Below are 26,656 nucleotides of genomic sequence, written 5' to 3'. Positions count from 1 at the left end.
CTAATTTGATTTGCCTAAAAATTGACATAAGAGCAGTGCACATGAGTCCTCAAAAATTTGCCACATACAGTCTAATGCTCATTTGTAGCGTGATACTCACCGCGTGTAGTAAGGATAAACCCACAGAGGAACAAATTCCATTTGTGATGGTTGCCCAGCCGAATACTTCCCAAGATGAACTGAAAAGTTATGCAGGAGAAGTTCAGGCGAGACAGCAAACGGCATTGGCTTTCCGTGTTGGAGGACAAATTACTGAACGCTATGTTGATGTAGGGGATCGAGTCAAAGTCGGGCAAGTCTTAGCAAAATTAGATGTGAAAGATGCTCAACTGCAGTTAAATGCTTCAAAAGCTCAGTTAGAAAGCGCGCAATCTGCAGCCAAAATTGCCGAAGAAGAATACAAACGCTTTAAGCAGTTATTACCTATTAATGCGGTGAGTCGTTCGCAATATGATGCCGTAGAAAATCAATATAAATCGGCCATGTCCAATTTAAAACAAGCACAATCAAATTATGCAGTGAGTAGTAATCAGACGGGATATAACCAACTCATTGCCAATAAAAATGGCGTCATCACTGAGCGTAGTATTGAAGTTGGTCAAGTGATCGCAGCAGGGCAGGCAGCATATCAACTGGCGATAGATGGTGATCGTGAAGTGGTGATTGGTGTGCCAGAACAAGCAGTATCAGAAATTAAAACAGGTCAAAAAGCTTGGGTTACGCTATGGTCAAAACCAGAGGAGCGTTTCGCCGCATATGTGCGTGAAATTTCACCTGCTGCCGACCAATCTAGAACATTTAGTGTCAAAGTTGCTTTGACTGAAGGGCGTTCAGCAATTCAACTTGGACAAAGTGCGCGAGTATTTTTTTCAAATACCAGTTCAAATGTGATTAATGTTCCTTTGACCAGTGTATCTGCAACAGAAGATCAGCCTTATGTTTGGGTTGTGAATCCAGATCACAGTATCCGTAAGGTGAATGTTCAAATAGGTGCTTATGGTCGTGATACGGTACCTGTGACCCAAGGTTTAAAAGCTTCTGATTGGATCGTGGTTGGCGGTGTACACTTACTGCGAGATAAACAAAAAATTAATCCGATTGACCGTCAAAACCGTGCAGTCAATGTGAAAGCAGGACAAGTTGGAGCGAAAATATGAACTTTAACTTGTCAGAATGGGCGTTAAAAAATAAGGGACTGATCCTTTATTTCATGATTTTGATGGGAATATTGGGTGTTTATTCCTACTCAAAACTATCACAAAGTGAAGACCCTCCATTTAGTTTCAAAGTAATGGTGGTTCAAACCTATTGGCCAGGTGCGACAGCGGAAGAAGTTTCATTGCAAGTAACTGATCGCATTGAAAAAGAATTAATGAGTACGGGGCTCTATGATCGTATTGCAGCCTATTCTCGTCCTGGTGAATCAATGGTGACCTTTGTTGCCAAAGACTCGCTGCGTTCCCATGAATTACCGAATGTTTGGTATCAGGTTAGAAAAAAAATTGGAGATATCAAACACCAACTTCCTAGCGGTGTTCAAGGTCCATTCTTTAACGATGAATTTGGTGACACCTTTGGGAACATTTATGTCTTAACGGGTAATGATTTTGATTATGCCATGATGAAGGAATATGCCGATCGCTTACAGCTGCAACTACAACGTGTACAAGATGTTGGTAAGGTTGATTTAGTTGGCTTGCAAGATCAAAAAATTTGGATAGAAATTTCAAATACGAAAACCGCTCAATTGGGTATTCCAGTTTCTGCAATTCAAGAAGCACTACAAAAACAAAATACCATGGCGAGCGCAGGTTTCTTTGAAACAAGCTCAGATCGTATTCAAGTGCGTGTCAGCGGACAATTGAAATCAGTCGAAGATCTCAAGAACATGCCATTACTGGTTGGTGATAAGACCATTCAATTGGGCGATGTGGCTGAAGTTTACCGTGGCTTTAGTGAGCCAGCTCAACCACGTATGCGCTTTATGGGCAAAAATGGTATTGGTATTGCGGTGTCTATGCGTAAGGGTGGTGACATCATTGCGCTAGGGAAAAATCTAGAAAAGACCTTTAATGATCTACAACAAACTTTACCTTTAGGGATGGAACTTAAAAAAGTTTCAGATCAGCCTGTAGCGGTGCAACGCAGTATTCACGAATTTATCAAAGTGCTCGCAGAGGCCGTGATTATTGTCTTATTGGTCAGCTTCTTCTCTTTAGGTTTCCGTACAGGATTAGTGGTCGCTTTCTCTATTCCCTTGGTCTTGGCAATGACGTTCGCAGGCATGAATTTCTTTGATGTTGGACTGCACAAGATTTCTTTAGGCGCATTAATCTTAGCACTTGGACTTTTGGTCGATGACGCCATCATTGCAGTTGAAATGATGGCCATTAAAATGGAACAAGGATATAGCAGATTAAAAGCCGCAGGTTTTGCTTGGAAGTCGACCGCATTTCCAATGTTAACGGGGACGCTGATCACTGCAGCTGGATTCTTGCCGATTGCCACTGCTGCGTCGAGCACAGGTGAATATACTCGCTCAATCTTCCAAGTTGTAACCATTGCTTTAGTGGTGTCATGGTTTGCAGCGGTACTGTTTGTTCCTTATTTAGGTGACAAATTACTGCCTGATTTTAATCAAATGAATCAGAAAGCTCCGTGGTATCAACGCTTATGGGCAAGATTACGTCAACAACCAGAGCCACAACCCGTCGTTCAACACCATGGTGAGCATCACGATCCATATCAAACTAAGATGTATCAAAAATTTAGATCTTGGGTTGAGTTATGTATTACTTATCGTAAAACCGTCATTGCTGCGACGGTTGCGATATTTGTCTTGTCAATTTTGATGTTTAAATTTGTTCCACAACAATTTTTCCCACCATCAAACCGTGCTGAAATATTAGTGGATCTAAAACTAGAGGAAGGTGCTTCTCTAACAGCGACAGAAAATGCGGTTAAAAAAGTAGAAAAATTCTTGTCGACTCAAAAAGGGATCGATAATTACGTCGCTTATGTTGGTACAGGTTCTCCACGTTTCTATTTACCACTTGATCAACAATTGCCTCAGGCGAGTTTTGCACAATTTGTGGTTTTGGCTTCCTCATTAGATGAGCGAGATGAGATTAGAAAGAATCTGAGTGAAGAAATTAGTAAGTTATTGCCTGAAGTACGGACACGTGTATCGCTATTGGAAAATGGGCCACCAGTCGGTTATCCAATTCAATACCGTGTTTCTGGAGAAGATTTAAATACTGTTCGCCAACGAGCACAATTAGTGTCACAAGCAATCAGTGAAAATCCAAATACCGCCAATGTTCATTTAGATTGGGGTGAGCCGAGTAAAATTATTTCACTTGAAATTGATCAAGATCGTGCGCGTCAGTTAGGCGTATCTAGCTTAGATTTGGCGAATTTCTTAAATAGCTCAATAACAGGGGCTGCGATTAATCAGTATCGTGAGAAACGGGAGTTGATTGATATTCGTTTACGTGGCGATCAAGCGGAACGTGTTGATGTGGCATCGTTACAAAGTCTCGCTGTACCGACGAGTCAAGGTACAACAGTTCCATTGGCACAGATTGCGAATATTCAATATAAGTTTGAAGATGGTCTGATTTGGCATCGTAACCGTTTGCCGACCATTACTGTGCGCGCAGATATTCGGACTAAACTCCAACCAGCTACTGTGGTTGGTGAATTAACTGAATCTATTGAGAAAATTCGTGCCGAACTTCCAAGTGGTTATCTGGTAGAAGTGGGAGGCACTGTGGAGGAATCTGCACGTGGACAAACTTCAGTAAATGCTGGCATGCCGTTATTTTTGGCCGTGGTCTTTACCTTGCTCATGATTCAGCTCAAGAGTATTCCACGTTCGTTTATTGTTTTCTTGACCGCGCCTTTGGGTTTAATTGGCGTGGTATTGTTCCTGTTGATATTCAATAAGCCTTTCGGATTTGTGGCGATGCTAGGTACCATTGCTTTATCTGGAATGATTATGCGTAATTCGCTTATCTTGATTGATCAGATTGAGCAAGATATCAAAGCGGGTCATTCTCAATGGGAAGCGATTTTAGAAGCGACAGTACGCCGTGCCCGTCCAATTATTTTGACTGCATTGGCTGCTGTGTTGGCGATGATTCCGCTTTCACGCAGTATCTTCTTTGGTCCAATGGCAGTAGCAATTATGGGTGGACTCATTATCGCAACATTATTAACGCTGTTCTTCTTGCCAGCACTCTATGCGGCATGGTTTAAAGTAAAAAAAGAGTCAAAAACCGCGTAGTTTTATGTGAATACTAGGTGCGAAGCATTGAAAAATTCAATATAGTAGTCCCTAGTTTTTAACACAAAATAACACAGTGGGCTGAGTACATAAAAAAACTGAATGTGCACTCGGTTGAGGTATAAAAAAGCATCCATGGGGCGAGACAATTTAACAAGACATCGTCGATTAATTACGATGTCTTATGTATTCATGTTTCTTGCATTGTTCACTGGTATCAGTGCTGCAATCGCCTATTTTTTAGCGCAAAAAGTGGCTCAAGCGCAAGACGCTGAAGTCTGGATCCATGCTCAAGCATTATGGATTGCACGAAATGTTGTGCTATTCATGATGATGGCCGCATTTGCTGCTCTTTGGTTTATTCCTGCCTGCTTTATCTATTGGGATAGTGTGTTATGGGTGAAAGGGTGTACGGTGATTGGTGTCATTTTTACCACAATTGCATGGCTATTTCTCCTAAATGCATGGCTTAAAGGCTTAGTTAAATATCTCCAGAAAAAAGCCGCTTTTTAAAATAATGATTTAATTTACTTGTAATCTCGGAATATGACCCCAACATATTCCGCAGAGCAGTCATATCAAATTTTTTTGTGGAGCATCGCCAGACATGGCTAAACGTGATTATTATGAGGTTTTAGGGCTTTCTAAAACAGCTAGTGATGATGAAATTAAAAAAGCCTACCGTAAGTTGGCGATGAAATATCATCCAGACCGTAACCCTGATAATGCTGAAGCAGAAGAAAAATTCAAAGAAGCTGCTGAAGCGTATGAAGTTTTATCTGATAGTGAAAAACGCAGCATGTATGACCGCATGGGACATAATGCATTTGAAGGCGGCTTCGGTGGCGGCGGCGGTGGTTTCGGTGGCGGTTTTAGCGCTGAAGACATTTTTAGTCAGTTTGGCGACATTTTCGGTGGTGCGTTTGGTGGTGGCGGTCGCCAACAGCGTCAAAGACGTGGTTCAGACCTACGTTATGTGCTTGAGCTCAGCTTAGAAGAAGCTGTACGTGGCGTAAAGAAAACAATCACTTTTACTGCGCCAGCACCATGTGAAGTGTGTGATGGTAAAGGTTCTAAAAACCCGAATGATGTTGAAACCTGTAAAACTTGTCACGGGGCTGGCCAAGTCCGTATGCAACAAGGTTTCTTCTCAGTTCAGCAAACGTGTAGCACTTGTCGCGGACAAGGTAAGATTATTAAAAATCCTTGTGGCACTTGTCATGGTTCAGGTGTTAAAGATCGTCAACAGACACTTGAAGTTACCATTCCTGCAGGCGTGGATAATGGCGATCGCGTTCGTTTAACTGGAAAAGGTGAAGCGATTCGTGATGGTCAATCAGGTGATCTATACGTAGAAGTTAATGTTCGTGAACATGAAATCTTCCAACGTGATGGCGCGGACTTGTATATGGATGTGCCGATTAGTATCGCTGATGCTGCATTGGGTAAAGAAATTGAGATTCCAACCCTTGATGGTCGTGTGAACTTGAAAGTACCTGAGGGAACACAAACAGGTAAAATGTTCCGTCTACGTGGCAAGGGTGTAAAACCAGTACGCACAAGTATGCAAGGTGATTTACTTTGCCGTATCGTGATTGAAACACCAGTCAACTTAACTGCACGTCAACGTGAACTTTTAAAAGAGTTACAAGAATCTTTAGATGGTGCGGACAGTAAATCTTCACCTAAAAAGAAATCATTCTTCGATCGTTTATTTGACTGATCAGAATGAAATAAAAACCCGACATTATTGTCGGGTTTTTTATTGAGTGATATAAGTTTCAGATATTTAAAGCTAGATAAGTGATACTACCATTAGACAATTTCTTAGTTTATGGGTGTATTCAAGAATTGTTGTAATTCATCTGGTTAAGCCTTTAAGGCCGGAAGTTGAATTTTTAATAGGTTTTATTGGAACTATAATTAAAAAAAGAGGATCTGACGATCCTCATCATGTAATTTTGAAAAAACTAATCCTGAGCATCAATACTCTGACCATTCATCCCTATACTGTCTTCGCCCATTAAATATAAATAAGCTGGCATGATTTGTTCAGGCGTTGCCAATACTTTCGGATCTTCATCAGGATATGCTTTAGCACGCATAGCTGTTCGTGTTGCACCAGGATTAATGCAGTTGTAGCGAATGTTTGGATAGACATTTTCTTTTGCAAAAATTTGACTGACCGCTTCAATGGCAATTTTTGAAACTGAGTATGCGCCCCATTTCGCACGTGCTTCACGACCGACACCTGAGCTTGCAAAAACAACAGAGGCATTTTGAGATTTTTCTAATAATGGAAGTAAATGTTGAGTAAGAACAAAAGGTGCTCTTAAATTTACAGCCATTACATCATCCCACACTTCAGCAGGGTAGTGGGCCAATTCAACGCGCTCACCTAAAATCCCAGCATTGTGCAAAATCCCATCTAAACGACCAAATTGTTGGTCAAGCGTTTCCACAAGACGTTCGTAATCATATGCTGTTGCAGTAGAAAGTTGCAGTGGCAAAATTGCAGGTTGAGGAGCACCTAAACTTTCAATTTCGTCATAGATCACTTCTAACTTGTTCAGCGTTCTACCATGAAGAACGACGGTCGCACCATGTAAAGCATAGCTCAACGCTGCTGCGCGTCCAATGCCATCACCTGCACCCGTAATTAAAATTACTTTATCTTTCAATAAATCTGGGCGAGGTTGATATTCTGAATATTTCATGTGCGACCTCCTTCATTGTTCTAATTAAGCTGTTTTTTGGTGAGATTCGATCAATTCGATTAAGTGTTGATGTAATTCTTGTACATCATTCACTATACAATCTGCCTGCCAAGAATCTAAGTCATCTTTGTGTTCTAATGGTAAATATCCGTAAGCAGCCAAAATCGTGTACATATTTGCGCTTCGACCTGCATCAATATCACGTGGATGATCACCAACATAAATGCATTGTTCAGCTGGAACATTAATTTGTTGAGCAGCGAGATACATTGGTTCTGGGTCAGGTTTAGTGTGCTTAACATCTTCTGGGCATACGAGAACGGCACAACGTTCAGTTAAGTTTAAGGCTTGAAGTAGTGCCTCACTCAGCCAACGAGGTTTGTTTGTCACAATTCCCCATGGAATATCCCGTTGTTCCAAGTTCTCAATTAAAGGATACATTCCTGCAAAAAGGTCTGTATCCACAGCAATATCAGCACCATAGATATCTAGAAAGCGCTGACGATGTGCAAGGAAAATAGGATCATCAACCTGTAATTCAGGATAAACCAATTTCACCATCGCCCGAGCCCCCTCGGAGACCTGAGTTCGGATCAGGGCTGCATCTACGATCTCTCGACCTTCTTCACGACACATTGCTTGAATAATACGAATAAAATCCGCAGCAGTGTCAATTAAAGTCCCATCTAGGTCGAAAAGTACGGCCTTCATTCATTCACCTCATTATGGGTGTAAACCATATAGTTCACATCGACATTTGGGGCTAACCAATAATGTTTAGTTAATGGGTTGTAATGTAAGCCTGTCATATCTTTAAGTTTTAAACCTGCGTTACGAATATCATGCGCTAATTCAGAAGGTTTAATAAATTTATGATAGTCATGAGTTCCTTTTTTCAAAAGACGTAACACATACTCTGCACCGATAATCGCAAATAAATATGATTTTGGATTACGGTTAATTGTGGAGAAGAATACATGACCGTTTGGTTTCACCAGTTTTTGGCATGCTTGAATGATTGACGCTGGATCTGGTACATGTTCCAACATTTCCATACAAGTTACGACATCGTATTGACCAGCTTGTTCTTCAGCCAATTGCTCAACTGGAATTTGACGATATTCGATATTGGTGACGTTTTCTTGTTCTGCATGCAGACGTGCGACATTTAATGGTGCTGCGCCCATATCGATACCGAGGACATCGGCACCACGGCGTGCCATACTTTCAGCTAAAATGCCGCCGCCACAGCCAACATCTAGTACTTTCTTGCCACTAAGACCACCTGCATGTTCATCAATCCAATTCAATCGTAATGGATTGATTTGATGGAGAGGGCGAAACTCAGAGTGTTGATCCCACCATACCGCAGCAAGTGCTTCAAATTTAGCAATTTCTTGTGGGTCAACATTCAGTTGAGTCATTACAGCCACCTTAGCAAAGTTCGTTTTAATGGGTAAAATTTATATCAGATCTTAGTGTATCGCTAATTCCAAAAAAAGCGATAAATCTTGTAAAAAAGTTCACAGAATCAAAACGATTTTCTCATATTTGTTTTATAGTGAAACCATATGCTAATCAGAATGATTTAGAGGATAAAAACTTAATGAAAAAGGTGGTTTTTAGTGGCGTTGCCGCTGCAGTGCTGATGGCACTTTCAACAGGTGCAATGGCGAACTTTGTTGAAGGCAAAGATTATACGGTCGTGCAAAACCCAGGTAAGGTTGATGTCGCTGGTAAATTGGAAGTACGTGAGTTCTTTTGGTATGGCTGTGGTCATTGCTTTACTTTAGAACCTCATATGCAATCTTGGTTACGTAAAATTCCAAAAGATGTGAATTTTGTCCGTACACCTGCTGCAATGAACAAAGTATGGGAACAGAATGCGCGTGGTTACTACGTTTCTGAAGCACTTGGTGTTCGTAAACGTACCCATTTGCCTTTATTCCACGCGATCCATGACAAAGGTCAGCAGATTTTTGACCAAAAATCACAAGCACAATTCTTTACGAAGTATGGTATCCCAGAAGCTAAATTCAATAGTTTATATAATTCTTTCGCAATTACTGCCAAAGTCTCTCAAGCGAATAAATTAGCGCAACAATATCAATTGACGGGTGTGCCAGCTGTTGTAGTAAATGGGAAATATGTCGTACAAGGTGATAATGGCCGTGTGTTACAAGTGGTCGATTATCTATTGGATAAAGAGCGCAAAGCTAAATAATAGAAAACCCGCATTGAGCGGGTTTTTTTTATGCCTCAGTATTATTCCAATTCAAAATCCCTTTAAAGATTAATCGTATTTGGGTAATGGACTGTTTTTTGAGTACTAATTTTTGTAATTCAAGCTCCATACCTGAATATTGACGGCCCAAGCTAATCCAAGACATTGCCCATGTGAAACATAAATTAATTAAAATATTCGACAACATTTTTAGATCATCAGCTTGATGAAAATTTTGTACGATTTCAAATTTTTGTAGGTCATTGGCCAAATCAGAATTTAGAAACTCAATTTCACGAGCAATCGCACGTCTTACCACTTCAGCCCCCCCCCAGCGCTCTGCGATCATAAAAATCCAAGGTTGAGTATTTAAATCGATGGCTTCAAAAAAAAGTTCCATGCTGGTTTCGGCTTTCGCATCAGGGTGGGCCAAACCTTGACCGAGCTGATGAAGCACGGTTTTCAAATATAACGCGACTTGATCCACCAACTCTTGGCCTAATTCATCCATATCTTGAAAATGTCGATAAAAGGCTGTTGGCACCAAACCAACCTCACGTGCAACTTCACGCAGACTAATACTGCTAAATGAACGGCCAGATGTGCTTAAGCGCAAAGCGGCATCCAGTAAAGCCTGACGACTTTGTTGTTTACGTTCATCGCGTATAGACATCTTAAAACCTGAGAAGTGAAGTCGAGATGAGTCTATCAAAAAAATATAAAAATTAAACGACGAATGTCAGTGAACATGTGTTGACTCAATTTCAAAATCAATATAGTGTACACATGTTCACTATTAGAACACTTGTTCACTCAATTAAATTGAAATACAAAAAGAGGAACGTTTGAGATGAGTAGTTATCTGCAATATCGTCCTGAATGGATTCGAGAAGATTTCGTCGATTTTATCGCTGAAAAAATACATCCCACTTTGGCTTGGAAAAAAGTCAAAGCATCGCTCGTGAGTCGTCAGGTACTTAGTCACGATTTCTATGAAATTCATTTATGTCCAAATCACAATTTCGATTTTCAACAGATTGAGGCAGGGCAAAGTGTTTTAGTCACAGTCGTAGTTGCAGGCGTGCGTCTACAACGTAGTTATTCGATTGTGGAAATTTCTGCGACAGGCAATGTGGTGATTGCTGTCCGAGCTCAAGGATTAGTGTCGAATTGTTTAAGCCAATTGGAGATAGGTTCTGTCGTGGAAATTTCTCAAGCGCAAGGTGAGTTTACGCTTGAGCCGACTCAACAGCCAATTGTGTTGTTGGCGTCAGGGAGTGGCATTACCGCCATTTATGCATTGCTTACGAAGGCTTTAAACACATTATCTGTACCTATCTATTTAATTTATTTCTGTCGAGATGATGCGTTCCACGTGAAACTACAACAGCTCGCTTCAAAACATGATCATTTTAATTATCACTATTTTAATACACGACAACATAAACAATATCTGACATTGGCGTTGTTAGAGCAGTTAATGCCAAGTTTTAGGCAAGCACAGATTTATGCATGCGGTGCAACTTCGATGATGCAAGCTGTAAATCAAATTTGTCATGAAACGGGGATCAGCAATCAGCTCAAACAAGAGTTTTTTCAAATCCGTGTAGATGAAGAAATTGAAAAACAATCCGTCACGTTTATCCGTAGTCAGAAATCGTTTGAAGCTCAAAAAAGTTTATTGGTGAGTGCTGAAGAGGCTGGATTAAGACCCGCTCATGGATGCCGAATGGGTATTTGTAATGCATGTGTCTGTAACAAAGTGAGTGGCGCTACTAAAAATATGCTCACAGGTGAAATTGAACATGAGCCAAATCGACAAATTAAATTATGTATTAGTCAGGCAGTAAGCCCTGTTGTGATTAATTTGTAATTTAACGGTATCGTATAAGACTGGAGAAAAATAATGAATATGTCACTTAATACAACATGGCAATCAAAATCTAAACATCTGACCGCTGAGCAAATTGAAGCGTTTGGACAACGCGTTGAGCAGATTAGACTCAGTATTATGAATGATTTGGGTGAACAAGATGCCAAATATATTTATAAGATTCGCAACTTTGTTCGCTATAGCGAGATTGGCTCACGTGCATTGCTGATGTTTGGTGGTTGGATTCCACCTGTTTGGTTGGTGGGTACAGGATTACTGGGCGTGTCCAAAATTGTTGAAAATATGGAACTTGGACATAATGTGATGCATGGTCAATTTGACTGGTTGAATGATCCTAGTTTAAACGGTGCGACATATGACTGGGACACTATCTCAACAGGCGATGACTGGAAATATACCCATAACTATGTACATCACACCTATACCAATATTGTGGGGATGGATCATGATGTAGGTTATGGTCTACTTCGTGTTTCAGCATCTCAACCTTGGGAACCAAGATTTTTGTTTAATATTCCATTAGCGATTCAATTGATGGTGTTTTTTGAATGGTATGTCGGTGTTCAAAACCTACACTTGGAAGACGCGCTTGTTTATAAAACCAAATCTTGGAAACAAGTGTGGAAAGATGCTGAAAAATTAAGAAAAAAAGTAAGACGTCAGGTGGTGAAGGATTATGTCTTTTTCCCGATTATCGCTGGTCCAAATGCGCTTCCTGTCTTCGCAGGAAATGCAGTTGCAAATGTGATTAGAAGTTTATGGTCATCTGCAGTGATTTTTAATGGTCATTTTACTGAAGATGCAGAAACATTTGAGATGGATAATACCGAAAATGAAACGCGAGCAGAATGGTATTTACGTCAAATTCGAGGTTCAAGTAACTTTACGGGAACATCATGGCTGCATATTTTGAGTGGTAATTTGAGTCATCAAATCGAGCATCATTTATTCCCTGATATGCCTGCAAATCGCTATGCAGAAGCTGCGCCAAAAATTAAAGCATTATGTGAGGAATATGGCATTCACTATAATGAAGCTAACTTTATGAAACAATTCTGGAGCGTTTGGGTTCGTTTAGCTAAATGTTCTTTACCAAATGATAAGACAGCTAAAATTTCTCAATCTATAAGAAAATTAATAGGAATATTTGCTTGAGTACCACTATTTAGTTTAATTCATGAAAGGCATGGAGCATTGATCTGCAAGAATAAAAGCACCTTTAGGAATCTGATTCAGGTTGCGTTTGAAAAGCTCGAAATCATGTACTGCACCACGACTCGTGCATAAACTCAGAACTTGCTGTGTTCTATAATGGATAATGGCTTGTACTTTAAAAGTATGTGCCTTCTTCTTACCACCATGGCTTTTCTTCTGTTTTTTTAGGTCTTTGTATTGGAATTTCTGTGGCATCTACGATCACCACATTCCAGTCGATACCTTCGCCGTATTTCATTCGCAAATTATGCATGAATATTTAAAATTATTCGGTACAAATAGTCAGCAAGGGATAGATCTTTTTTTGATTTATGAAAGAGATCTAGTATCTTCTTTCTGAGTACTATTATTTCGAAAATTAAAAGTATAGATGTGAAAAAATGAATATTGGAATCTTATTATTTGATGAGGTTGAGGTCTTAGATTTTGCAGGGCCCTATGAAGTCTTTGCTATTACTACAGATAATCATAATAAAAAGCTTTTTAATGTGTTTACTGTGGCACAAAAACATGAAATTAAAGCAAGAAATGGTCTTGCAGTAAAAAGTGATTACCTCTTAGACAACTGTCCATCTATAGACATTCTCGTGATCCCTGGAGGATATGGTGCTGAAACAGTCGAGCTATATAATACTCATCTATTGAATTGGATAAAATTAAAACACGAAACGTCAAATATCACATTCTCTATTTGCACGGGAGCATTCATCTTAGCGGAGGCAGGGCTACTAGATGGGCTAAATGCTACTACTCATTGGATGGATATTTCACGTCTAGAGGCAGAATACCCTAAAATTACAGTTATGAAAGATGTTAGGTTTGTAGATGAAAATAAGATAATAACTTCTGCTGGGATATCATCAGGGATCAATGCTTCTCTATATGTCGTATCTAAAGTAACGAATAGAGATGTTGCATTGAATACAGCAAGAAGAATGGAATTTGAAACTGACTTATAGATTTTCTAAAATTAAAATAAGACACCTTATGCGAAGTTGGATTAAATCGCTTTTTCTTTTGCTCTCAATGAGCTTTTAGCTATGACTTAATTCTTTCAAAATTTAAGTTTGTCAGATTTAAAACACGGACTTATAACAAAGTCAGATGCCATCAATCTGCTATAATGTGCCCAATCTTTTTTTAAGTAAAAATTAGGACGTATTATGCGTATTGACCAGCGTGCATTAGACCAGTTACGTGACGTTAAAATTACTCGAAACTATACACGTTATGCAGAAGGTTCAGTTTTAGTTGAATTTGGTCATACCAAAGTTCTTTGTACTGCCAGTGTTGATAATTCAGTACCGCGCTTCTTGAAAGGAAAAGGCCAAGGTTGGGTGACTGCTGAATATGGCATGTTGCCACGTTCAACCCATACACGCAGTGACCGCGAGGCAGCTCGTGGTAAACAAAGTGGACGTACTCAAGAAATTCAACGCTTAATCGGCCGTAGTCTACGTGCCATGGTGGATTTGAAAAAATTGGGTGAGAACACGATTACAATCGACTGTGATGTTATTCAAGCCGATGGTGGTACACGTACAGCGTCTATTACAGGTGCTGCTGTAGCCTTGATTGATGCTATGAATTCATTACTTGAGAAAAAGAAAATCAAACAAGATCCACTCAAAGGTTTGGTGGCTGCAATTTCTGTTGGTATCTATCAAGACGAAGTACTACTCGACTTATGTTATGAAGAAGATTCAAACTGCCAAACAGACTTGAATGTGGTGATGACTCAGGGAGGGGAGTTTATTGAAATTCAAGGTACTGCAGAAGATAAACCTTTCACGCGTACGCAATGTAATGCAATGCTTGAAATGGCTGAGAAAGGCATTCAAGAGTTAATTCAAAAGCAACAACAAGCACTAGGTTGGTAATTCGCATCTGATAGCATGCGTTGATTGTAAAAAAGCACCTTGATAGAGGTGCTTTTTTTATTTCATAGATTTGCAATTGAAGCTTCATTGCAGCGTCACGAAAAAAGCGTATCACTGAGTTCGCATAAAACGAGAAGGATAACTACATGCGAGCTTATTTTTTTATACTCATCCTTACACCAAGTATTTTGTTAACAGCTTGTGGGGGAGATGATGATTACCAACCATCCAAACCGCAACCTTCAGATCCAAGCTGTGAAATCTATTGTGCTCCATAACCATAACAAGAATAAAAACAGGATAACTGTATGAATCGTCGTGACTTTATTTTAAATTCGACCAAGACATTATTGGGCGCATCTGCATTAGCGAGTTTTCCGCTGAGTATTCAAAAAGCTTTAGCAATTGATGCAAAAGTGGAAACTGGCACTATTCAAGATGTGAAACATGTGGTGATTTTGACTCAAGAAAATCGTTCTTTTGATAACTATTTTGGAACATTCAAAGGGGTACGTGGTTTTGGTGATCGATTCACCATTCCATTGAGTGGTAAAAGAGCGGTGTGGGAACAGTATGATGCCAACAAAAATAAAATTTTGCCTTATCACCTAGACAGTTCATTGGGCAATGCTCAACGTGTTTCGGGCACACCTCATTCATGGAAGGATGGTCAAGCCGCTTGGGATTGTGGGCGTATGGGTAATTGGGTGGAACATAAACAACCTCAATCCATGGGTTATTTTAAGAAACAAGAGCTCGAGTTCCAGTTTGCGGTGGCGGAAGCATTTACTTTATGTGATGCCTATCATTGCGCTATGCACGCGGGAACTAATCCCAATCGTAAATTTATTTGGACAGGGACCAACGGGCCAACTGCTGCAGGTGTCGCGAGTGTAGTCAATGAGTTTGATAGTATTGGCTCATCAATGATCGGTTACGACTGGACCACGTATCCTGAACGATTACAGCAGGCTGGGATCAGTTGGAAGGTTTATCAAAATATGCCAGATAATTTTACGGATAATCCTTTGGCGGGATTTAAGCAATATCGCAAAGCCAATGAATTATCTGGTAAGCCAGTTAGCCATGCCAATATTTTGTCGCCTGAATATGATGAGCGTATTGATCAACGACAACCTCTCTATAAGGGGATTGCCAATACGATGCCTAAGGACGGCGGTTTATTAGGACAATTTAAACAAGATATCTTAGAGGGTAAATTGCCGCAGGTGAGTTGGGTGGTCGCACCGGCAGCGTATAGTGAACATCCGGGACCATCAAGTCCTGTTCAAGGCGCGTGGTACATTCAAGAACTGTTAAACACTTTAACGGCAGATCCAGAGTTATGGAGTCAGACGGTTTTACTGGTCAATTTTGATGAAAATGATGGTTTTTTTGATCATGTACCATCGCCGTCTGCACCATCAAGAGAAATCAATGAAGCAGGTGATATCGTTAAAGTTCATGGTAAAACCACGTTATCAGAACAAGAGATATCATATGAATATTTCAATCACCCACGTGTATCAGGTTCGACAGCACAGCCTGAATTAAAATTTAAAAATGGTAAGAATGAAAACTTCTGGCATGGTGTGTATGGTCCAGGAGTACGTGTTCCAATGTATATCATTTCACCGTGGAGTCGTGGGGGATGGGTCAACTCTCAGGTATTTGATCATACTTCAATTATTCAATTTCTTGAGCAACGTTTTGGCGTGCAAGAGCCTAATGTTAGCCCTTATCGTAGAGCAGTCTGTGGTGACCTTACGTCGGCGTTTGACTTTAAGACACCTAACTTTAATATTCTGCCAACACTCAATGGGCAAAGAACAAAACAAGAAGCTGACAATACGCGTCGTTCGCAAGAGCAACTCAGCAAGGTTCCAGTCCCAGCAAATCAACAATTTCCTGTGCAAGAATCTGGAATACGTCATTCTCGAGCATTACCTTATTTATTACATACCAGCGCGCGCGTACAGGTTGCAACCCGAAACATACAATTGATTTTCGCAAATGGTGGAGAACAAGGTGCGGTTTTCCATGTCTATGACAAACTAGATTTAAATGCCATTCCTCGACGTTTTATGGTGGAGGCAGGGAAACAGCTGGAGGATGTTTGGGAGCTAGTAGATGATCAATATGATCTTTGGGTACTTGGACCAAATGGTTATCATCGAGCATTTAAAGGAAATCTTCACCATCAAATTGAAAGAGATCATTTGCCGGAAATTCGAATTTGCTATGAAGCCTGTCAACCTAAAATAATTTTAAAAATACGGCATGATGGGGCTGAAACTGTGGAGATGATGGTCAAGGACAATGCGTACTACAATCAAAAAGTGTGGACTGTCAAAACTCAAGCGAATGAGGCTGAACTTCATCTCGATTTAACGGAGTCTTGGGGATGGTATGATTTTAATGTGGTAATCGCCCAACAGCAGGGAGAGCAGGCTTATGAACGTCGATTTGCTGGACGTATTGAAACAGGGCAGCATACATGTACCGATCCTATGATGGGATTATTGCAACCTAAACCTTAAACATGAAGTAAAAAAAGCCGTGAATATTCACGGCTTTTTTCAGAATTGAAAAATTCAGGTATTAAGACAGTTGAAATGAATTAGAGATCCAACCCTTCGGAAGTTGAGGCATTATAAGCTCCTCAGGGCGATTTGGATCTTCATCCAGTTGCTTACCACCATAAATGACATCATTGATCTGTCCATTTTGATTTTGATAGGTTAACCAAGGATAGGTTTTACCAAACCCAACAGGATCTTGGGTGTAATCACAAACACCATCTGGAAAAACTTTTTGTAATCGAATCCATTGATCATCTGTAAAGTTAATATTGGGGTAAAGACGACGTGTGAGTGGTTGGAGTTTACATTTATTGGCGTAGGTACTAATTTGATCACCTGCTACCATTCGCGGTGTTTTATAGACCGGTACACGAAGGTTATTGCAGAACCCAGATCTTCGAATCGTTCCTAATGTGATACATGAGTCGTTAAGATTTACTTTATTGCGAGTGAGTTTCTGTGGCAGAGGTAAATTGCTTGTATCATTTTTTACGCGATCCAACCATTGGTTCATATCATCGAAACTGATTTCTAAACATTTAAGATCGCCAATCATAATGGTATCACCTCCATACAGAAGCTGATTGTGATGATGTCCGTGTGCTTTGTCTAAACGTGCTCTAATCGCGAATGCTCGGTAAGCATCATGGAAGATCGCTGGATCTGGACCACGACAATCAATAATCGCCACTTGATCTAAATTATTGGCAACATTGATTAAACCAGTTCGATAAGCATTTTTTAAACCTTGCTCCGTGGCATATAACCGTTCGGGAATTGGATTAATATCAATATCAACTCCACCGAGGCGTTCATTTAATAAAACAAATTTTTCAGCATTGATCACACCATCAAATAAGGTTTGAAGCCCGTATTGCACACCGACATTATCAATTGGTAGGTTAGCAAACCCAATATTTCGCTGGTTTTCGACAGGACTCCAAATTTGTCTAAGCTGTTGTGTATTTGGATCAACTTCAGTTGGATTTCTGAGACCCAACAAATTTACAGCAGCCTCTTGAATTGAACAGCGTGTCCCATTCGGATTTGAGGTGGCATTGTACAGTTGTGTTTCTGATATTCCGCTACAAATTGTATTTGGTCGAGCAACATCGAATTGCGCAAGTTCACTGACATAACCATTAATCTCAGAAATATGACCTTGAATATGGTTAATTTGATGAGGGAGGAAAGAGCGGCCTTCTGCTGTTTTAAAATAATTGATCATAATATGATAATCAGCAAACTGAGACGCTGTACTCCATGCATCAGGGAAGGAGCACGTTACTAACAAACCTTGGTATACACCTGGATAAGCGTTAGCTACCCATTGAGATGCGAGCGCGCCACCTGAGCAGCCTTGTCCAATCGTGTAGTCTAAAGTGCCGTATTGTTCGATAAAACGTTCTTTGGCCATAATGATTGATTCAGCTTGAACCGCCAAATTACAGTTATGTCCACTGTTGGATAGCGCCGTAGACATGACGCCATAACCTTTGCCCAAAGCCTTGATGGTAATATCTGGCAAAATAGAAGTTGATGTCGCAACCACGGTAGGCGCGGTTGCAGACTGATAATCATTTCCGCAACTTTGCCCATGGGTTACTAACAGCTTATTATTAAATTGGGGTTGTGGATTGAGCGCAGTCCAAGGCTGATTAGGATTAAACAATACAGCAAACCGATATTCATCGCGATTTTGATAGCCGACCTCCTCTCGAATGATAAATGGCACTTCTACGCCTGTATCGGTCTTAATTTTGGAAATCAGACCCGCCGAAGGTGGTTTATCAGGATTATAGGTTTGTAAAGTTCCGATTAAATTCCGATAGTAGTAATTATATTGAATAGGTTTACGGCAAAATAAATCAGTCGAGCCGTTGGTACAGGTCCATGGATTAATTTGAGGTCCAGATAAAAGAGGACCTGTGGTACTGAAATTTTTTAAATATAAATTTTGAATTGCGTTTGGTGTTTCAATTTTTAGTAGATTTTCCCCTAACTGTAATCCATCCAATAGCACTCTATTTTGAGCATTGGAAAAGCGAGATTTGATGTCCTGTCCATTTAAATGAATGCTTATATTTGCGTCATTAAAATTAATCGATGAGTCTAATTCGATCAATACATCATTATCTGTCACAAGATCGGGGCGAGTAGATAAAACAGTCACGAATTCTTTTTCAAGTTTATTCGTTGGATTGTCAGGATCAGTTGGATTGGTCGGAGTTGGCTGTGATCCATTACCACCGCCTGAATTCCCCCCAGATTCGTTGGAGCTTTTACAACCGACGAGTAAGCTGCTACTAATCGCGACGCTTAAAAGCGTATAGATCATTTGCGTTTTCATGTGATTTCCCTAATGTACAACATGGTGGATGCAATCGATCCGATGACTGCATTTCTTTTTATTTATTCACTGACATTCAGCATGGTCTATGCTCTGACACCCTCCTATTATTTAGACAATGCGAACTCATGGGATTAATTGTATTTATTGGCTTCACTATGAATGAAAATCGAACAGTATTCCATGACAGAAAATTGAATAATTGTAAAATTACGGCAAATAAATAATTGAAATTTAATGATTTACTTTGCATTCTATAGGTTTATTATGATTTTGATTAAAAAATAATCTGAAAGCGTGGAGGGTATCAACTAGGACCATATAAATTCAAATTTTTTTGTATTCTTGCGATAAAGTTAATGTAGCATCACAGTTTTAAGCAAATAAAAAAGGAGCAAAGCCCCTTTTTTATTGAGAGATAGGATTGAATCAATTAAGCGTTAAAGCGCATAGATAAATCGATGGCTTTTACATCTTTAGTCAGTACACCCATTGAAATAAAGTCGACGCCTGAAGTAGCAACTTCACGTAAGTTGTCGATGGTAATATTACCTGATGCTTCCAGTTTACAACGACCAGCCACATGCTTGACTGCATCAATCATTTGTTGTTGGGTGAAATTATCTAACATAACGATATCGGCACCAGCATCTAAAGCTTGGTTTAACTCATCCCAAGTTTCAACTTCGACTTCCACAGGTTTACCTGGTGCAATGGCATGCGCTTTGTCGATTGCTTGCTGAATGCCACCCGCAGCCATAATATGGTTTTCTTTAATTAAAAAAGCATCGAATAAACCTAAACGATGGTTTTGACCACCACCTACACCCACCGCATATTTTTGCGCAATACGTAAGCCTGGTAATGTTTTACGTGTATCCAGTAGTTTGGTATTTAAACCTTCCAAATGTTTCACATATTCAGCCGTTTTTGTAGCAACAGCAGAAAGGGTTTGTATAAAATTAAGTGCTGGGCGTTCAACGGTTAACAGACTGCGTGCTGAGCCGGCAAGTTTTAAAAATGCCTCATTGGCTTGAACTTGATCGCCATCTTGCTTTAACCAAATCACATCAACGCTTGGATCATAGGCTTTAATTAGAGCATTGACCCACGGTTGCCCTGCAAGAATCATCGTTTCGCGACTGATAATGGTTGCTGTTGCTTGTTCATCTTCAGGTGTCAGCAATGCGGTGATATCACGCTCACCAATATCTTCTTGCAATGCTTGTTGGATATTGATTTGAATTGATTGTTCAAGCAAAGATTGCGGTATGCTCATAAAATCCCTATTGTAGGCACCAGAAAAATGAGCAATATATTACCATTGCACCTCAAGTAATGGTGCTGTTTTTTTCGTCCAAGTCTTTTCCAAAGATGAGCGTGGATGAATTGTCATAAGTTGCAAACACGGATTGAGATCACACATGTCGAATGTACCCAAGCTTCAAGTGGTAGATGGTGTATTACAAGGTGCAAGATTTATTGCTTCACCAAATTTTAATCAAAGACCAGACCATACTGACATTCAACTGGTGGTCATCCACAATATTAGCTTACCGCCCTCACAGTTTGGAGGAGGCTATATTGAGCAGTTTTTCCAAAATAAATTAGATTGGGATGCACACCCTTATTTTAAAACCATTGAAGGGATGCAGGTCTCAGCACACTTATTGATTTTAAGGTCAGGCGAAATTTTACAGTTTGTTAATTTTAAAGACCGTGCTTGGCATGCAGGACGCTCTACGTACATGGCAAATCCAGAATGCAATGATTATTCGATTGGCATTGAACTCGAGGGTAGTGATGATCAAGATTATACGGAACAACAATATCAAGCTTTAGTTGAGGTCGTGGCAACACTTCAACACGCTTATCCTAAAATTAAAAGTCATATCGCAGGGCATTCAGATATTGCACCTGGACGAAAGACCGATCCAGGACCGCATTTTCAATGGTGTTATTTTAGAGCTCAATTAAAACAACGAAAATATAATGCTTTGTCGAATGAAATAACAATTTAAAAGCGAAGTTTTATTACAATATCGTCAATCTTTTTAAGTGGTGAATATGATGGCGCTTTGGCGATCCACCTTTATTGTGAGTGCAATGACCATGTTGTCTCGTGTCATGGGGCTTATTCGAGACATGGTGCTGTTAAATGTGTTCGGGGCAGGTAAAGACTTCGATACTTTTGTTGTAGCGTTTCGTATTCCCAACTTTTTTAGGCGTCTTTTTGCCGAAGGTGCATTTTCCCAAGCATTTATTCCTGTTCTCACAGAATATAAAACCACCAAACTCCATGCTGAAGTTCAGATCCTAATTAGTCGGGTATTTGGATGTTTGCTTACCGTGATGACTGTATTAACTTTGCTGTGTATGATTGTTGCACCTGCGATATTGTATGTTTATGCGCCAGGATTTCATGCCGATGCAGCCAAATTTGATTTATCAGTCGACTTATTCCGTCTCACCATTCCCTACCTGATGTTTATGTCGCTGACGGCATTTGCCAGCAGTATCTTAAACAGCTATGGCTCGTTCACCACACCGGCATTCGCGCCAGTATTGTTGAATATTGCAATGATTGCAGGGGCTTTGTGGCTGTCACCATATATGGAAACACCCATTATGGCATTGGGTTGGGCAGTGGTGTTTGCTGGTATTTTGCAATTAGCCCTACAAATTCCGGAGCTTTGGCGCAAAAAACTCCTGATTCCACCCAAAGTTGATTTTAAGCACGAAGGTGTCGAGCGTATTTTAAAACTAATGTTGCCTGCACTGTTTGGGGTTTCAGTCACACAAATTAATTTGCTGCTCAATACCATTTGGGCGTCTTTTATGCAAAATGGTTCTGTGTCATGGCTTTATACAGCAGAACGGATGACCGAATTGCCTTTAGGCTTAATTGGTGTAGCCATCGGAACGGTGATTCTGCCTGCACTCTCTGCGCGTAAAGCTGAACAGGATCAAACTAAATTTAAGGCTATGTTAGATTGGGCTGCACGTGTCATCGTATTTGCTGGTATCCCAGCCAGTATCGCTTTATTTATGTTGTCTACACCGATTATTCAAGCGCTGTTCCAACACGGTGCTTTTGATGCACGAGCGACAGAAATGACCGCTTTGGCATTACAATGTATGAGTGGTGGTGTCTTGGCATTTATGTTGATTAAAGTCTTTGCTCCTGGATTTTATGCGATTCAAGATACCAAAACCCCAGTACGTGTTGGCCTAATGGCAGTTGCAGCAAACGCCATCCTCAATGTGGTTTTTATTGGTATCTTCAAATGGATGGGCTGGGAAGAACTCCATATGGCATTGGCGTTGTCATCTACAGGTTCTGCTTTAGTCAATGCAGGGATGCTATATTTCTATTTACACAAACGTGAAATATTCCGATTTGGTCCGCATTGGAAAAAATTATTTTTCCAATTTATGGTGGGTAACGCCGTGATGATCGCAGCTTTATGGTATGGTCTCAGCTGGTATAACCCAGATGTAGCACCGTGGATGCGTGTATTTGAAGTGCTTGCTCTTTGTGTATTGGGTGTGGTTGCTTATGTATTGGGTTTATTTACGACTGGCTTTAGACCAAGACAGTTAAAACACGGCTAATGCTTCAAACAGACTCTCAATAAAAACATAAAAAAACATCGCGGAAGCGATGTTTTTTTATAAGTCATGTGAACATTAAGGCAAAACTTTTAAAAGTTCGACATCAAAGATTAAGGTGCTGTTCGGCTCAATCGCATCGCCCGAACCGATCTCACCATAGGCCAAATCAGCAGGAATAAAGAAGCGGTATTTAGCACCTTCCTTCATGAGTTGTAAGCCTTCAGTCCAACCCGGAATGACTTGACTCACTTGGAATTCAGCCGCTTGATTACGCGCGATCGAACTATCGAATACTGTGCCATCGATCAAACGCCCTTCATAATGAACTTTCACTTTTGACGTCGCTTTAGGTGTTTTGCCTTGACCTTGCTGAATCACTTGATATTGCAGCCCTGTTGGTCGTGTGACAATACCTGCTTTTTTGGCATTCTCTTGTAAAAATTGCTGCCCAGATTTTAAATTTTCTGCAGCCAATTTTTGAAATTCGATCAGCTGTTTGGATTCACTCTGCTTTTTGTATTTGGTTAAAGCCTGCGCCATTTCTTGATCGGTTAAACTCGATTTTTGACCAGTTGAGCCTTGTTTCAATCCTTCAATAAAGGCATCCAAATTAATATCTTTTAATGTATCCGCATTAGTGCGTCCCATCACATAGCCATAGCTATATCCGAGCTGATCTTTCTCAGTACTTTTATTGCTAATGTTTGCCGCAAATGAGCCAGAGCTGAGGATTAGCAGACTGCTTAATATAGAGATTTTTTTCATCTTTCAAATCCAAAAAAGGAGAGCTGAAGGCTCTCCTTTTGATTAATTTATTTGACTTCGATTAATTCAACATCAAAAATGAGTGTGCTGTTTGGTGGAATCGTACCAGGAACACCCTGTTCACCATAAGCCAGATTCGATGGAATATATAAGGTTGCTTTACCGCCTTCCTTCATCAATTGTAGGCCTTCTGTCCAACCAGGGATGACCTGATTCAACGGAAATTCAATTGGTTCGCCACGTTCAACCGAGCTATCAAAGACTTTGCCATCAAGTAATTTACCGGTGTAATGCACTTTAACCACAGAACTTGCAGCAGGTTGTTTGCCTGTACCTTCTTTGCTGACGAGATACTGCAAACCAGAGGCAGTTGTTTTAACATTCGGTTTTTTGGCATTTTCAGCAAGGAAGCTATTGCTTTGTGCATTGGCAGCTTTAGAGTCTTCGACTTTCTTTTCTTCTAATTCTTTTTGTAAAGCGACGTAGGCAGTTTGCAGTTCCTCATCGGTATAGGCACGTTCTTTTTTAGCATGCGCTTCACGGACACCGACAATAAATGGATCAATCGCGACTTCAGGAGGAGTTTGGCTGGCAACTTCATAACCGAGTGCATAACTGATTTTATCAATCGGTTTTGCATCAGCAGTCATGCTAGAAACTGTCGCAGATGTTGGATGTTGACTTGCATAATAAACAGGGACGAGCGCAGCACCGCCTAAAACGACAGCAACAGCGATGGGTAAAGCTTTACTCATGAGATTTCCAATTTTTTTCAATTATACGTGCGACATTCTAAAATCGCGGAACCAAAACAGCATAGCGTCAATTCACTTTCAGCGATATAGAATTTCAATGAAATCAACAAAATTTCACAAATATACAGTGCTTGATCGGCATAAAAAAAGCCTGAATAGATCAGGCTTTTAATCGACAATAATTAATCATTGTCCTTTGACGCTTTATACGCATACGCATAGTTATAACCATAGCCATAACCTGCTGCATTACGTTGAATGTCATTTAAGATAAAGCCATTCACTTTAACACCGGCTTGTTCGAAGCGATTGACTGTGATTTCGAGTTCTTTCATTTGTGTCTTCGCATAGCGAGCAATGACGATATTCACACCTGCATATTGCGAAATGATAATACCGTCAGTCACTGCAAGCACAGGTGGCGTGTCAATAATCACATGATCAAACTGTGTTGAAAGTTGTTCAAGCAATTGTTTGAATTTTTCAGAACTCAGCATTTCAGACGGATTAGTCGGACTCTTACCACGAGTGATCACACTTAAACCAGCGACTTCAGTGTCTCGAATAATATTTTGTAGAGAGTGCTGATCAGTCATGTAATCAGTCAAACCTGGCTGTGTTTCAATATTGAAATATTTGTGTAGATAACCACGACGTAAGTCAGCATCAATAATCAAAACACGTTTGTCAGCTTGCGCTAATATCGTGGCTAAATTGGTTGAAATAAATGATTTACCCACTTCAGGTGCAGGACCAGAAATCATAATCACATTATTTCGAGCTGAACTCAGCGCAAAATGAATCGCCGTGCGCATACTGCGTAAACTTTCAATCGCAATATCATCGCTATTCTTAATCGCCAGAATTGGGATTTTCTTATGCTTTTTTAGCATCTTAATTCGGCTTTCTTGCACTGGAGAACGCGGTACCGTTGCATAAACCGGCAGATCCAATTCATTTTCAATTTGACTAGAATCTTTGATGCCTGAACGCATCATATTACGTAACAGCGCCAGAAGTGTCCCGAGGAAACCACCAAGGAAAATGGACAGAATTAGGATCTGTAATTTTTTAGGCTTAATTGGTTCAATCGGTTCTACGGCAGTATCAACAATACGAACATTACCAATTTCTCCCGCTTTCGCAATGCGAAGTTGTTGGTACGAATTCAGCAAAGCTGTATACAACTGTTGTTTGACTTCAACTTCACGGAATAACTGTAGATAGCGACGTTGCAAGTCTGGGAGTTGTTTTAATGTGCCATCCAATTCATTAATTTTTTTATTGATCGCGCCGAGTTGAGCGTTCATTTGTTGCATGATCGGATGTTCGTTGGTGTATTTCGCACCCGCTTCAGCCACTTTTTGCTCAAGTTCAGCTTTTTGTGTTTCTAAGGCAACACTTTGTGTGAGATATAATTCAGATTCTTTGGTGACATCAACCGTATTAAAGCCTTGACGGAATTTGTTAAATTCGCGTTCTGCGACATCCAGTTGTTGTTTCAGTTCTGGGAGTTGTTCATCCAAGAATTTGAGCGTTTGCGCAGTTTCAGCAGAACGTCGCTCTACATTTTGCTGACTATACGCATTTAAAATCGTATTCAGAACTTTGGTAATATGCTCTTTATCTTGACCTTGATAGTTTAGCCCTAGCACACCAGTCATTTTCCCTTTTTCAGCCACTGAATAGTTGGCCAAAAGTGATTTCATCGCAGCAGGCAAAGACTGTTTGGTGATGAGATAGCGGTCATTTAATTGATCTTGTGTGCGAATCTCAACTTTCCATACGCCATCGCGGGTAGAGCGTTGATTAAGTTGGTTTACTGAACCTTTTAGCACCACTTCTTCGGTTTTTATATCCGTCAGGGTAAATTGTTTCTCAGTAAAATTAAGTGCCAATGCACGGTCACGAAATTTCTGAGGAATATGAAAATGAGGAATAGCAAAAGATTGTTCGTCATCGTTAAAAATCACAGATTGACGTGAATAATTGGTCGAATAGTCATGTGGCGAAAATAAACGATCAAAGAAAGAGTTTTGTGTACCAGATACTCTAAGATCTAGATTTAAATTCTCAATCACTGAACCGAGGACTAATCGAGATTTCAAGATTTCAATTTCTGCTTGAGCAGGTTGTTTCTGCTCAATCATACTTGAGAGATCACCCAAAAGTGCTGCTGAAGTCCCTTTGCTTTCCTCAACTTGAACCAAAGCATCAACAGCGTAGGTATCTGGTGTTGTACGTAAGTAGAGTAGGGCACAGACCAGACTCAAAATCACACACAAGGCAATCAGTTTCCATTGTGCGATTAATGAAAAAAATAATTCTTTTAAATCAATTGTATCTTCGGTATTCGCGGTTTGACTCATAA

Annotated in this window: 23 protein-coding genes; 13 read left to right on the top strand and 10 right to left on the bottom strand. The window is 40.2% G+C overall.

Going from position 1 to position 26,656, the window contains the following annotated elements; translation table 11 throughout:
* Positions 1–41 precede the first annotated feature (41 nt).
* From AC1M87_RS11505 to dnaJ, 4 genes are all read left to right on the top strand, one after another.
* Positions 42–1,157, top strand: coding sequence for an efflux RND transporter periplasmic adaptor subunit (locus AC1M87_RS11505; protein WP_035268798.1), 1,116 nt, complete (start codon positions 42–44; stop codon positions 1,155–1,157).
* Positions 1,154–4,288, top strand: a complete 3,135-nt coding sequence (locus tag AC1M87_RS11500; RefSeq protein ID WP_481593770.1) for an efflux RND transporter permease subunit — start codon at positions 1,154–1,156, stop codon at positions 4,286–4,288. The genes AC1M87_RS11505 and AC1M87_RS11500 overlap by 4 nt, the downstream gene beginning before the upstream one ends.
* Before the next feature lie 135 nt (positions 4,289–4,423).
* The gene (locus AC1M87_RS11495) at positions 4,424–4,801 is read left to right on the top strand and encodes a hypothetical protein (protein WP_035268802.1); all 378 of its coding nucleotides are present in this window, start codon (positions 4,424–4,426) and stop codon (positions 4,799–4,801) included.
* 94 nt (positions 4,802–4,895) lie between these two features.
* Positions 4,896–6,011 carry a molecular chaperone DnaJ gene (gene dnaJ, locus AC1M87_RS11490; RefSeq protein WP_481593769.1) on the top strand — a complete coding sequence of 372 codons (1,116 nt, stop codon included), beginning with the start codon at positions 4,896–4,898 and terminating at the stop codon, positions 6,009–6,011.
* Positions 6,012–6,258: 247 nt separating this feature from the next.
* On the opposite strand, the gene AC1M87_RS11485 is transcribed toward dnaJ, so the two are convergent.
* From AC1M87_RS11485 to ubiG, 3 genes are read right to left on the bottom strand one after another with little or no spacing between them, the layout of a single operon-like run.
* Positions 6,259–7,005, bottom strand: a complete 747-nt coding sequence (locus AC1M87_RS11485) for a YciK family oxidoreductase (protein WP_035268812.1) — start codon at positions 7,003–7,005, stop codon at positions 6,259–6,261.
* A gap of 24 nt (positions 7,006–7,029) precedes the next feature.
* Positions 7,030–7,716 (bottom strand): HAD family hydrolase, encoded by a 687-nt coding sequence (locus AC1M87_RS11480; protein ID WP_481593768.1) that lies wholly within the window; start codon positions 7,714–7,716, stop codon positions 7,030–7,032.
* Positions 7,713–8,429, bottom strand: a complete 717-nt coding sequence (gene ubiG, locus AC1M87_RS11475) for a bifunctional 2-polyprenyl-6-hydroxyphenol methylase/3-demethylubiquinol 3-O-methyltransferase UbiG (RefSeq protein WP_035268814.1) — start codon at positions 8,427–8,429, stop codon at positions 7,713–7,715. Before ubiG ends, AC1M87_RS11480 begins: the two co-directional genes overlap by 4 nt.
* A 182-nt stretch (positions 8,430–8,611) precedes the next feature.
* Between ubiG and AC1M87_RS11470 the strand changes: the two genes are divergently transcribed.
* On the top strand, positions 8,612–9,229 hold the full coding sequence (locus AC1M87_RS11470) for a thiol:disulfide interchange protein DsbA/DsbL (RefSeq protein WP_180000355.1): 618 nt from the start codon (positions 8,612–8,614) through the stop codon (positions 9,227–9,229).
* 28 nt (positions 9,230–9,257) lie between these two features.
* On the opposite strand, the gene AC1M87_RS11465 is transcribed toward AC1M87_RS11470, so the two are convergent.
* Positions 9,258–9,902 (bottom strand): TetR family transcriptional regulator, encoded by a 645-nt coding sequence (locus AC1M87_RS11465; protein ID WP_481593767.1) that lies wholly within the window; start codon positions 9,900–9,902, stop codon positions 9,258–9,260.
* 177 nt (positions 9,903–10,079) lie between these two features.
* On the opposite strand from AC1M87_RS11465, the gene AC1M87_RS11460 reads away from it, so the two are divergent.
* Both AC1M87_RS11460 and AC1M87_RS11455 read left to right on the top strand, forming a co-directional pair.
* The gene (locus tag AC1M87_RS11460; RefSeq protein WP_481593766.1) at positions 10,080–11,102 is read left to right on the top strand and encodes a flavin reductase family protein; all 1,023 of its coding nucleotides are present in this window, start codon (positions 10,080–10,082) and stop codon (positions 11,100–11,102) included.
* A gap of 33 nt (positions 11,103–11,135) precedes the next feature.
* Positions 11,136–12,278, top strand: coding sequence for a fatty acid desaturase family protein (locus tag AC1M87_RS11455; protein WP_481593765.1), 1,143 nt, complete (start codon positions 11,136–11,138; stop codon positions 12,276–12,278).
* 15 nt (positions 12,279–12,293) lie between these two features.
* On the opposite strand, the gene AC1M87_RS11450 is transcribed toward AC1M87_RS11455, so the two are convergent.
* Positions 12,294–12,533 carry a transposase gene (locus AC1M87_RS11450; protein WP_481593764.1) on the bottom strand — a complete coding sequence of 80 codons (240 nt, stop codon included), beginning with the start codon at positions 12,531–12,533 and terminating at the stop codon, positions 12,294–12,296.
* 185 nt (positions 12,534–12,718) lie between these two features.
* Here AC1M87_RS11450 and AC1M87_RS11445 point away from each other — a divergent pair, with 185 nt between their 5' ends.
* The 4 genes from AC1M87_RS11445 to AC1M87_RS11430 all read left to right on the top strand — a co-directional run bounded on the left by AC1M87_RS11445 (position 12,719) and on the right by AC1M87_RS11430 (position 16,758).
* On the top strand, positions 12,719–13,297 hold the full coding sequence (locus tag AC1M87_RS11445) for a DJ-1/PfpI family protein (RefSeq protein ID WP_481593763.1): 579 nt from the start codon (positions 12,719–12,721) through the stop codon (positions 13,295–13,297).
* 204 nt (positions 13,298–13,501) lie between these two features.
* Entirely contained in the window at positions 13,502–14,218 is a 717-nt protein-coding gene (gene rph, locus AC1M87_RS11440; protein WP_481592138.1) for a ribonuclease PH, read from the top strand.
* A gap of 146 nt (positions 14,219–14,364) precedes the next feature.
* Positions 14,365–14,496: a hypothetical protein gene (locus AC1M87_RS11435; protein WP_481592139.1), complete on the top strand. Its 132-nt coding sequence runs from the start codon at positions 14,365–14,367 to the stop codon at positions 14,494–14,496.
* Between the two features lie 30 nt (positions 14,497–14,526).
* The gene (locus AC1M87_RS11430) at positions 14,527–16,758 is read left to right on the top strand and encodes a phosphocholine-specific phospholipase C (RefSeq protein ID WP_481593762.1); all 2,232 of its coding nucleotides are present in this window, start codon (positions 14,527–14,529) and stop codon (positions 16,756–16,758) included.
* A 61-nt stretch (positions 16,759–16,819) separates the two neighbouring features.
* On the opposite strand, the gene AC1M87_RS11425 is transcribed toward AC1M87_RS11430, so the two are convergent.
* Complete coding sequence (locus AC1M87_RS11425; protein ID WP_481593761.1) at positions 16,820–19,150, bottom strand: DUF6351 family protein; 2,331 nt, start codon at positions 19,148–19,150, stop codon at positions 16,820–16,822.
* A 433-nt stretch (positions 19,151–19,583) separates the two neighbouring features.
* Positions 19,584–20,429: a carboxylating nicotinate-nucleotide diphosphorylase gene (gene nadC / locus AC1M87_RS11420; RefSeq protein WP_481593760.1), complete on the bottom strand. Its 846-nt coding sequence runs from the start codon at positions 20,427–20,429 to the stop codon at positions 19,584–19,586.
* A gap of 145 nt (positions 20,430–20,574) precedes the next feature.
* Between nadC and ampD the strand changes: the two genes are divergently transcribed.
* Together ampD and murJ are read left to right on the top strand one after the other, a co-directional pair.
* On the top strand, positions 20,575–21,171 hold the full coding sequence (gene ampD / locus AC1M87_RS11415) for a 1,6-anhydro-N-acetylmuramyl-L-alanine amidase AmpD (RefSeq protein WP_481593759.1): 597 nt from the start codon (positions 20,575–20,577) through the stop codon (positions 21,169–21,171).
* Between the two features lie 40 nt (positions 21,172–21,211).
* Positions 21,212–22,765, top strand: coding sequence for a murein biosynthesis integral membrane protein MurJ (gene murJ / locus AC1M87_RS11410; protein ID WP_481593782.1), 1,554 nt, complete (start codon positions 21,212–21,214; stop codon positions 22,763–22,765).
* 75 nt (positions 22,766–22,840) lie between these two features.
* Here the strand turns inward: murJ and bamJ (AC1M87_RS11405) are convergent, their stop codons facing one another.
* The 3 genes from bamJ (AC1M87_RS11405) to AC1M87_RS11395 form a co-directional block, all read right to left on the bottom strand.
* Entirely contained in the window at positions 22,841–23,530 is a 690-nt protein-coding gene (bamJ, locus tag AC1M87_RS11405; protein ID WP_481593758.1) for a BamJ family beta-barrel-assembly machinery protein, read from the bottom strand.
* A 47-nt stretch (positions 23,531–23,577) separates the two neighbouring features.
* Positions 23,578–24,285, bottom strand: a complete 708-nt coding sequence (bamJ, locus tag AC1M87_RS11400) for a BamJ family beta-barrel-assembly machinery protein (RefSeq protein ID WP_092767963.1) — start codon at positions 24,283–24,285, stop codon at positions 23,578–23,580.
* 182 nt (positions 24,286–24,467) lie between these two features.
* Complete coding sequence (locus AC1M87_RS11395; protein ID WP_481593757.1) at positions 24,468–26,654, bottom strand: polysaccharide biosynthesis tyrosine autokinase; 2,187 nt, start codon at positions 26,652–26,654, stop codon at positions 24,468–24,470.
* Positions 26,655–26,656 lie beyond the last annotated feature (2 nt).

The sequence above is a fragment of the Acinetobacter sp. 24-47-62 genome (assembly GCF_056779765.1).
Note: the sequence above shows the minus strand (reverse complement) of the source record. Positions and strands in the feature narration are given on the sequence as shown.

What these genes read in the sequence shown, in the direction of transcription:
- AC1M87_RS11505 (WP_035268798.1), top strand. Translation starts at nt 42, where the DNA reads ATGAGTCCTCAAAAATTTGCCACATACAGTCTAATGCTCATTTGTAGC.
- AC1M87_RS11500 (WP_481593770.1), top strand. Translation starts at nt 1,154, where the DNA reads ATGAACTTTAACTTGTCAGAATGGGCGTTAAAAAATAAGGGACTGATC.
- AC1M87_RS11495 (WP_035268802.1), top strand. Translation starts at nt 4,424, where the DNA reads ATGGGGCGAGACAATTTAACAAGACATCGTCGATTAATTACGATGTCT.
- dnaJ (WP_481593769.1), top strand. Translation starts at nt 4,896, where the DNA reads ATGGCTAAACGTGATTATTATGAGGTTTTAGGGCTTTCTAAAACAGCT.
- AC1M87_RS11485 (WP_035268812.1), bottom strand. Translation starts at nt 7,005, where the DNA reads ATGAAATATTCAGAATATCAACCTCGCCCAGATTTATTGAAAGATAAA.
- AC1M87_RS11480 (WP_481593768.1), bottom strand. Translation starts at nt 7,716, where the DNA reads ATGAAGGCCGTACTTTTCGACCTAGATGGGACTTTAATTGACACTGCT.
- ubiG (WP_035268814.1), bottom strand. Translation starts at nt 8,429, where the DNA reads ATGACTCAACTGAATGTTGACCCACAAGAAATTGCTAAATTTGAAGCA.
- AC1M87_RS11470 (WP_180000355.1), top strand. Translation starts at nt 8,612, where the DNA reads ATGAAAAAGGTGGTTTTTAGTGGCGTTGCCGCTGCAGTGCTGATGGCA.
- AC1M87_RS11465 (WP_481593767.1), bottom strand. Translation starts at nt 9,902, where the DNA reads ATGTCTATACGCGATGAACGTAAACAACAAAGTCGTCAGGCTTTACTG.
- AC1M87_RS11460 (WP_481593766.1), top strand. Translation starts at nt 10,080, where the DNA reads ATGAGTAGTTATCTGCAATATCGTCCTGAATGGATTCGAGAAGATTTC.
- AC1M87_RS11455 (WP_481593765.1), top strand. Translation starts at nt 11,136, where the DNA reads ATGAATATGTCACTTAATACAACATGGCAATCAAAATCTAAACATCTG.
- AC1M87_RS11450 (WP_481593764.1), bottom strand. Translation starts at nt 12,533, where the DNA reads ATGCCACAGAAATTCCAATACAAAGACCTAAAAAAACAGAAGAAAAGC.
- AC1M87_RS11445 (WP_481593763.1), top strand. Translation starts at nt 12,719, where the DNA reads ATGAATATTGGAATCTTATTATTTGATGAGGTTGAGGTCTTAGATTTT.
- rph (WP_481592138.1), top strand. Translation starts at nt 13,502, where the DNA reads ATGCGTATTGACCAGCGTGCATTAGACCAGTTACGTGACGTTAAAATT.
- AC1M87_RS11435 (WP_481592139.1), top strand. Translation starts at nt 14,365, where the DNA reads ATGCGAGCTTATTTTTTTATACTCATCCTTACACCAAGTATTTTGTTA.
- AC1M87_RS11430 (WP_481593762.1), top strand. Translation starts at nt 14,527, where the DNA reads ATGAATCGTCGTGACTTTATTTTAAATTCGACCAAGACATTATTGGGC.
- AC1M87_RS11425 (WP_481593761.1), bottom strand. Translation starts at nt 19,150, where the DNA reads ATGAAAACGCAAATGATCTATACGCTTTTAAGCGTCGCGATTAGTAGC.
- nadC (WP_481593760.1), bottom strand. Translation starts at nt 20,429, where the DNA reads ATGAGCATACCGCAATCTTTGCTTGAACAATCAATTCAAATCAATATC.
- ampD (WP_481593759.1), top strand. Translation starts at nt 20,575, where the DNA reads ATGTCGAATGTACCCAAGCTTCAAGTGGTAGATGGTGTATTACAAGGT.
- bamJ (WP_481593758.1), bottom strand. Translation starts at nt 23,530, where the DNA reads ATGAAAAAAATCTCTATATTAAGCAGTCTGCTAATCCTCAGCTCTGGC.
- bamJ (WP_092767963.1), bottom strand. Translation starts at nt 24,285, where the DNA reads ATGAGTAAAGCTTTACCCATCGCTGTTGCTGTCGTTTTAGGCGGTGCT.
- AC1M87_RS11395 (WP_481593757.1), bottom strand. Translation starts at nt 26,654, where the DNA reads ATGAGTCAAACCGCGAATACCGAAGATACAATTGATTTAAAAGAATTA.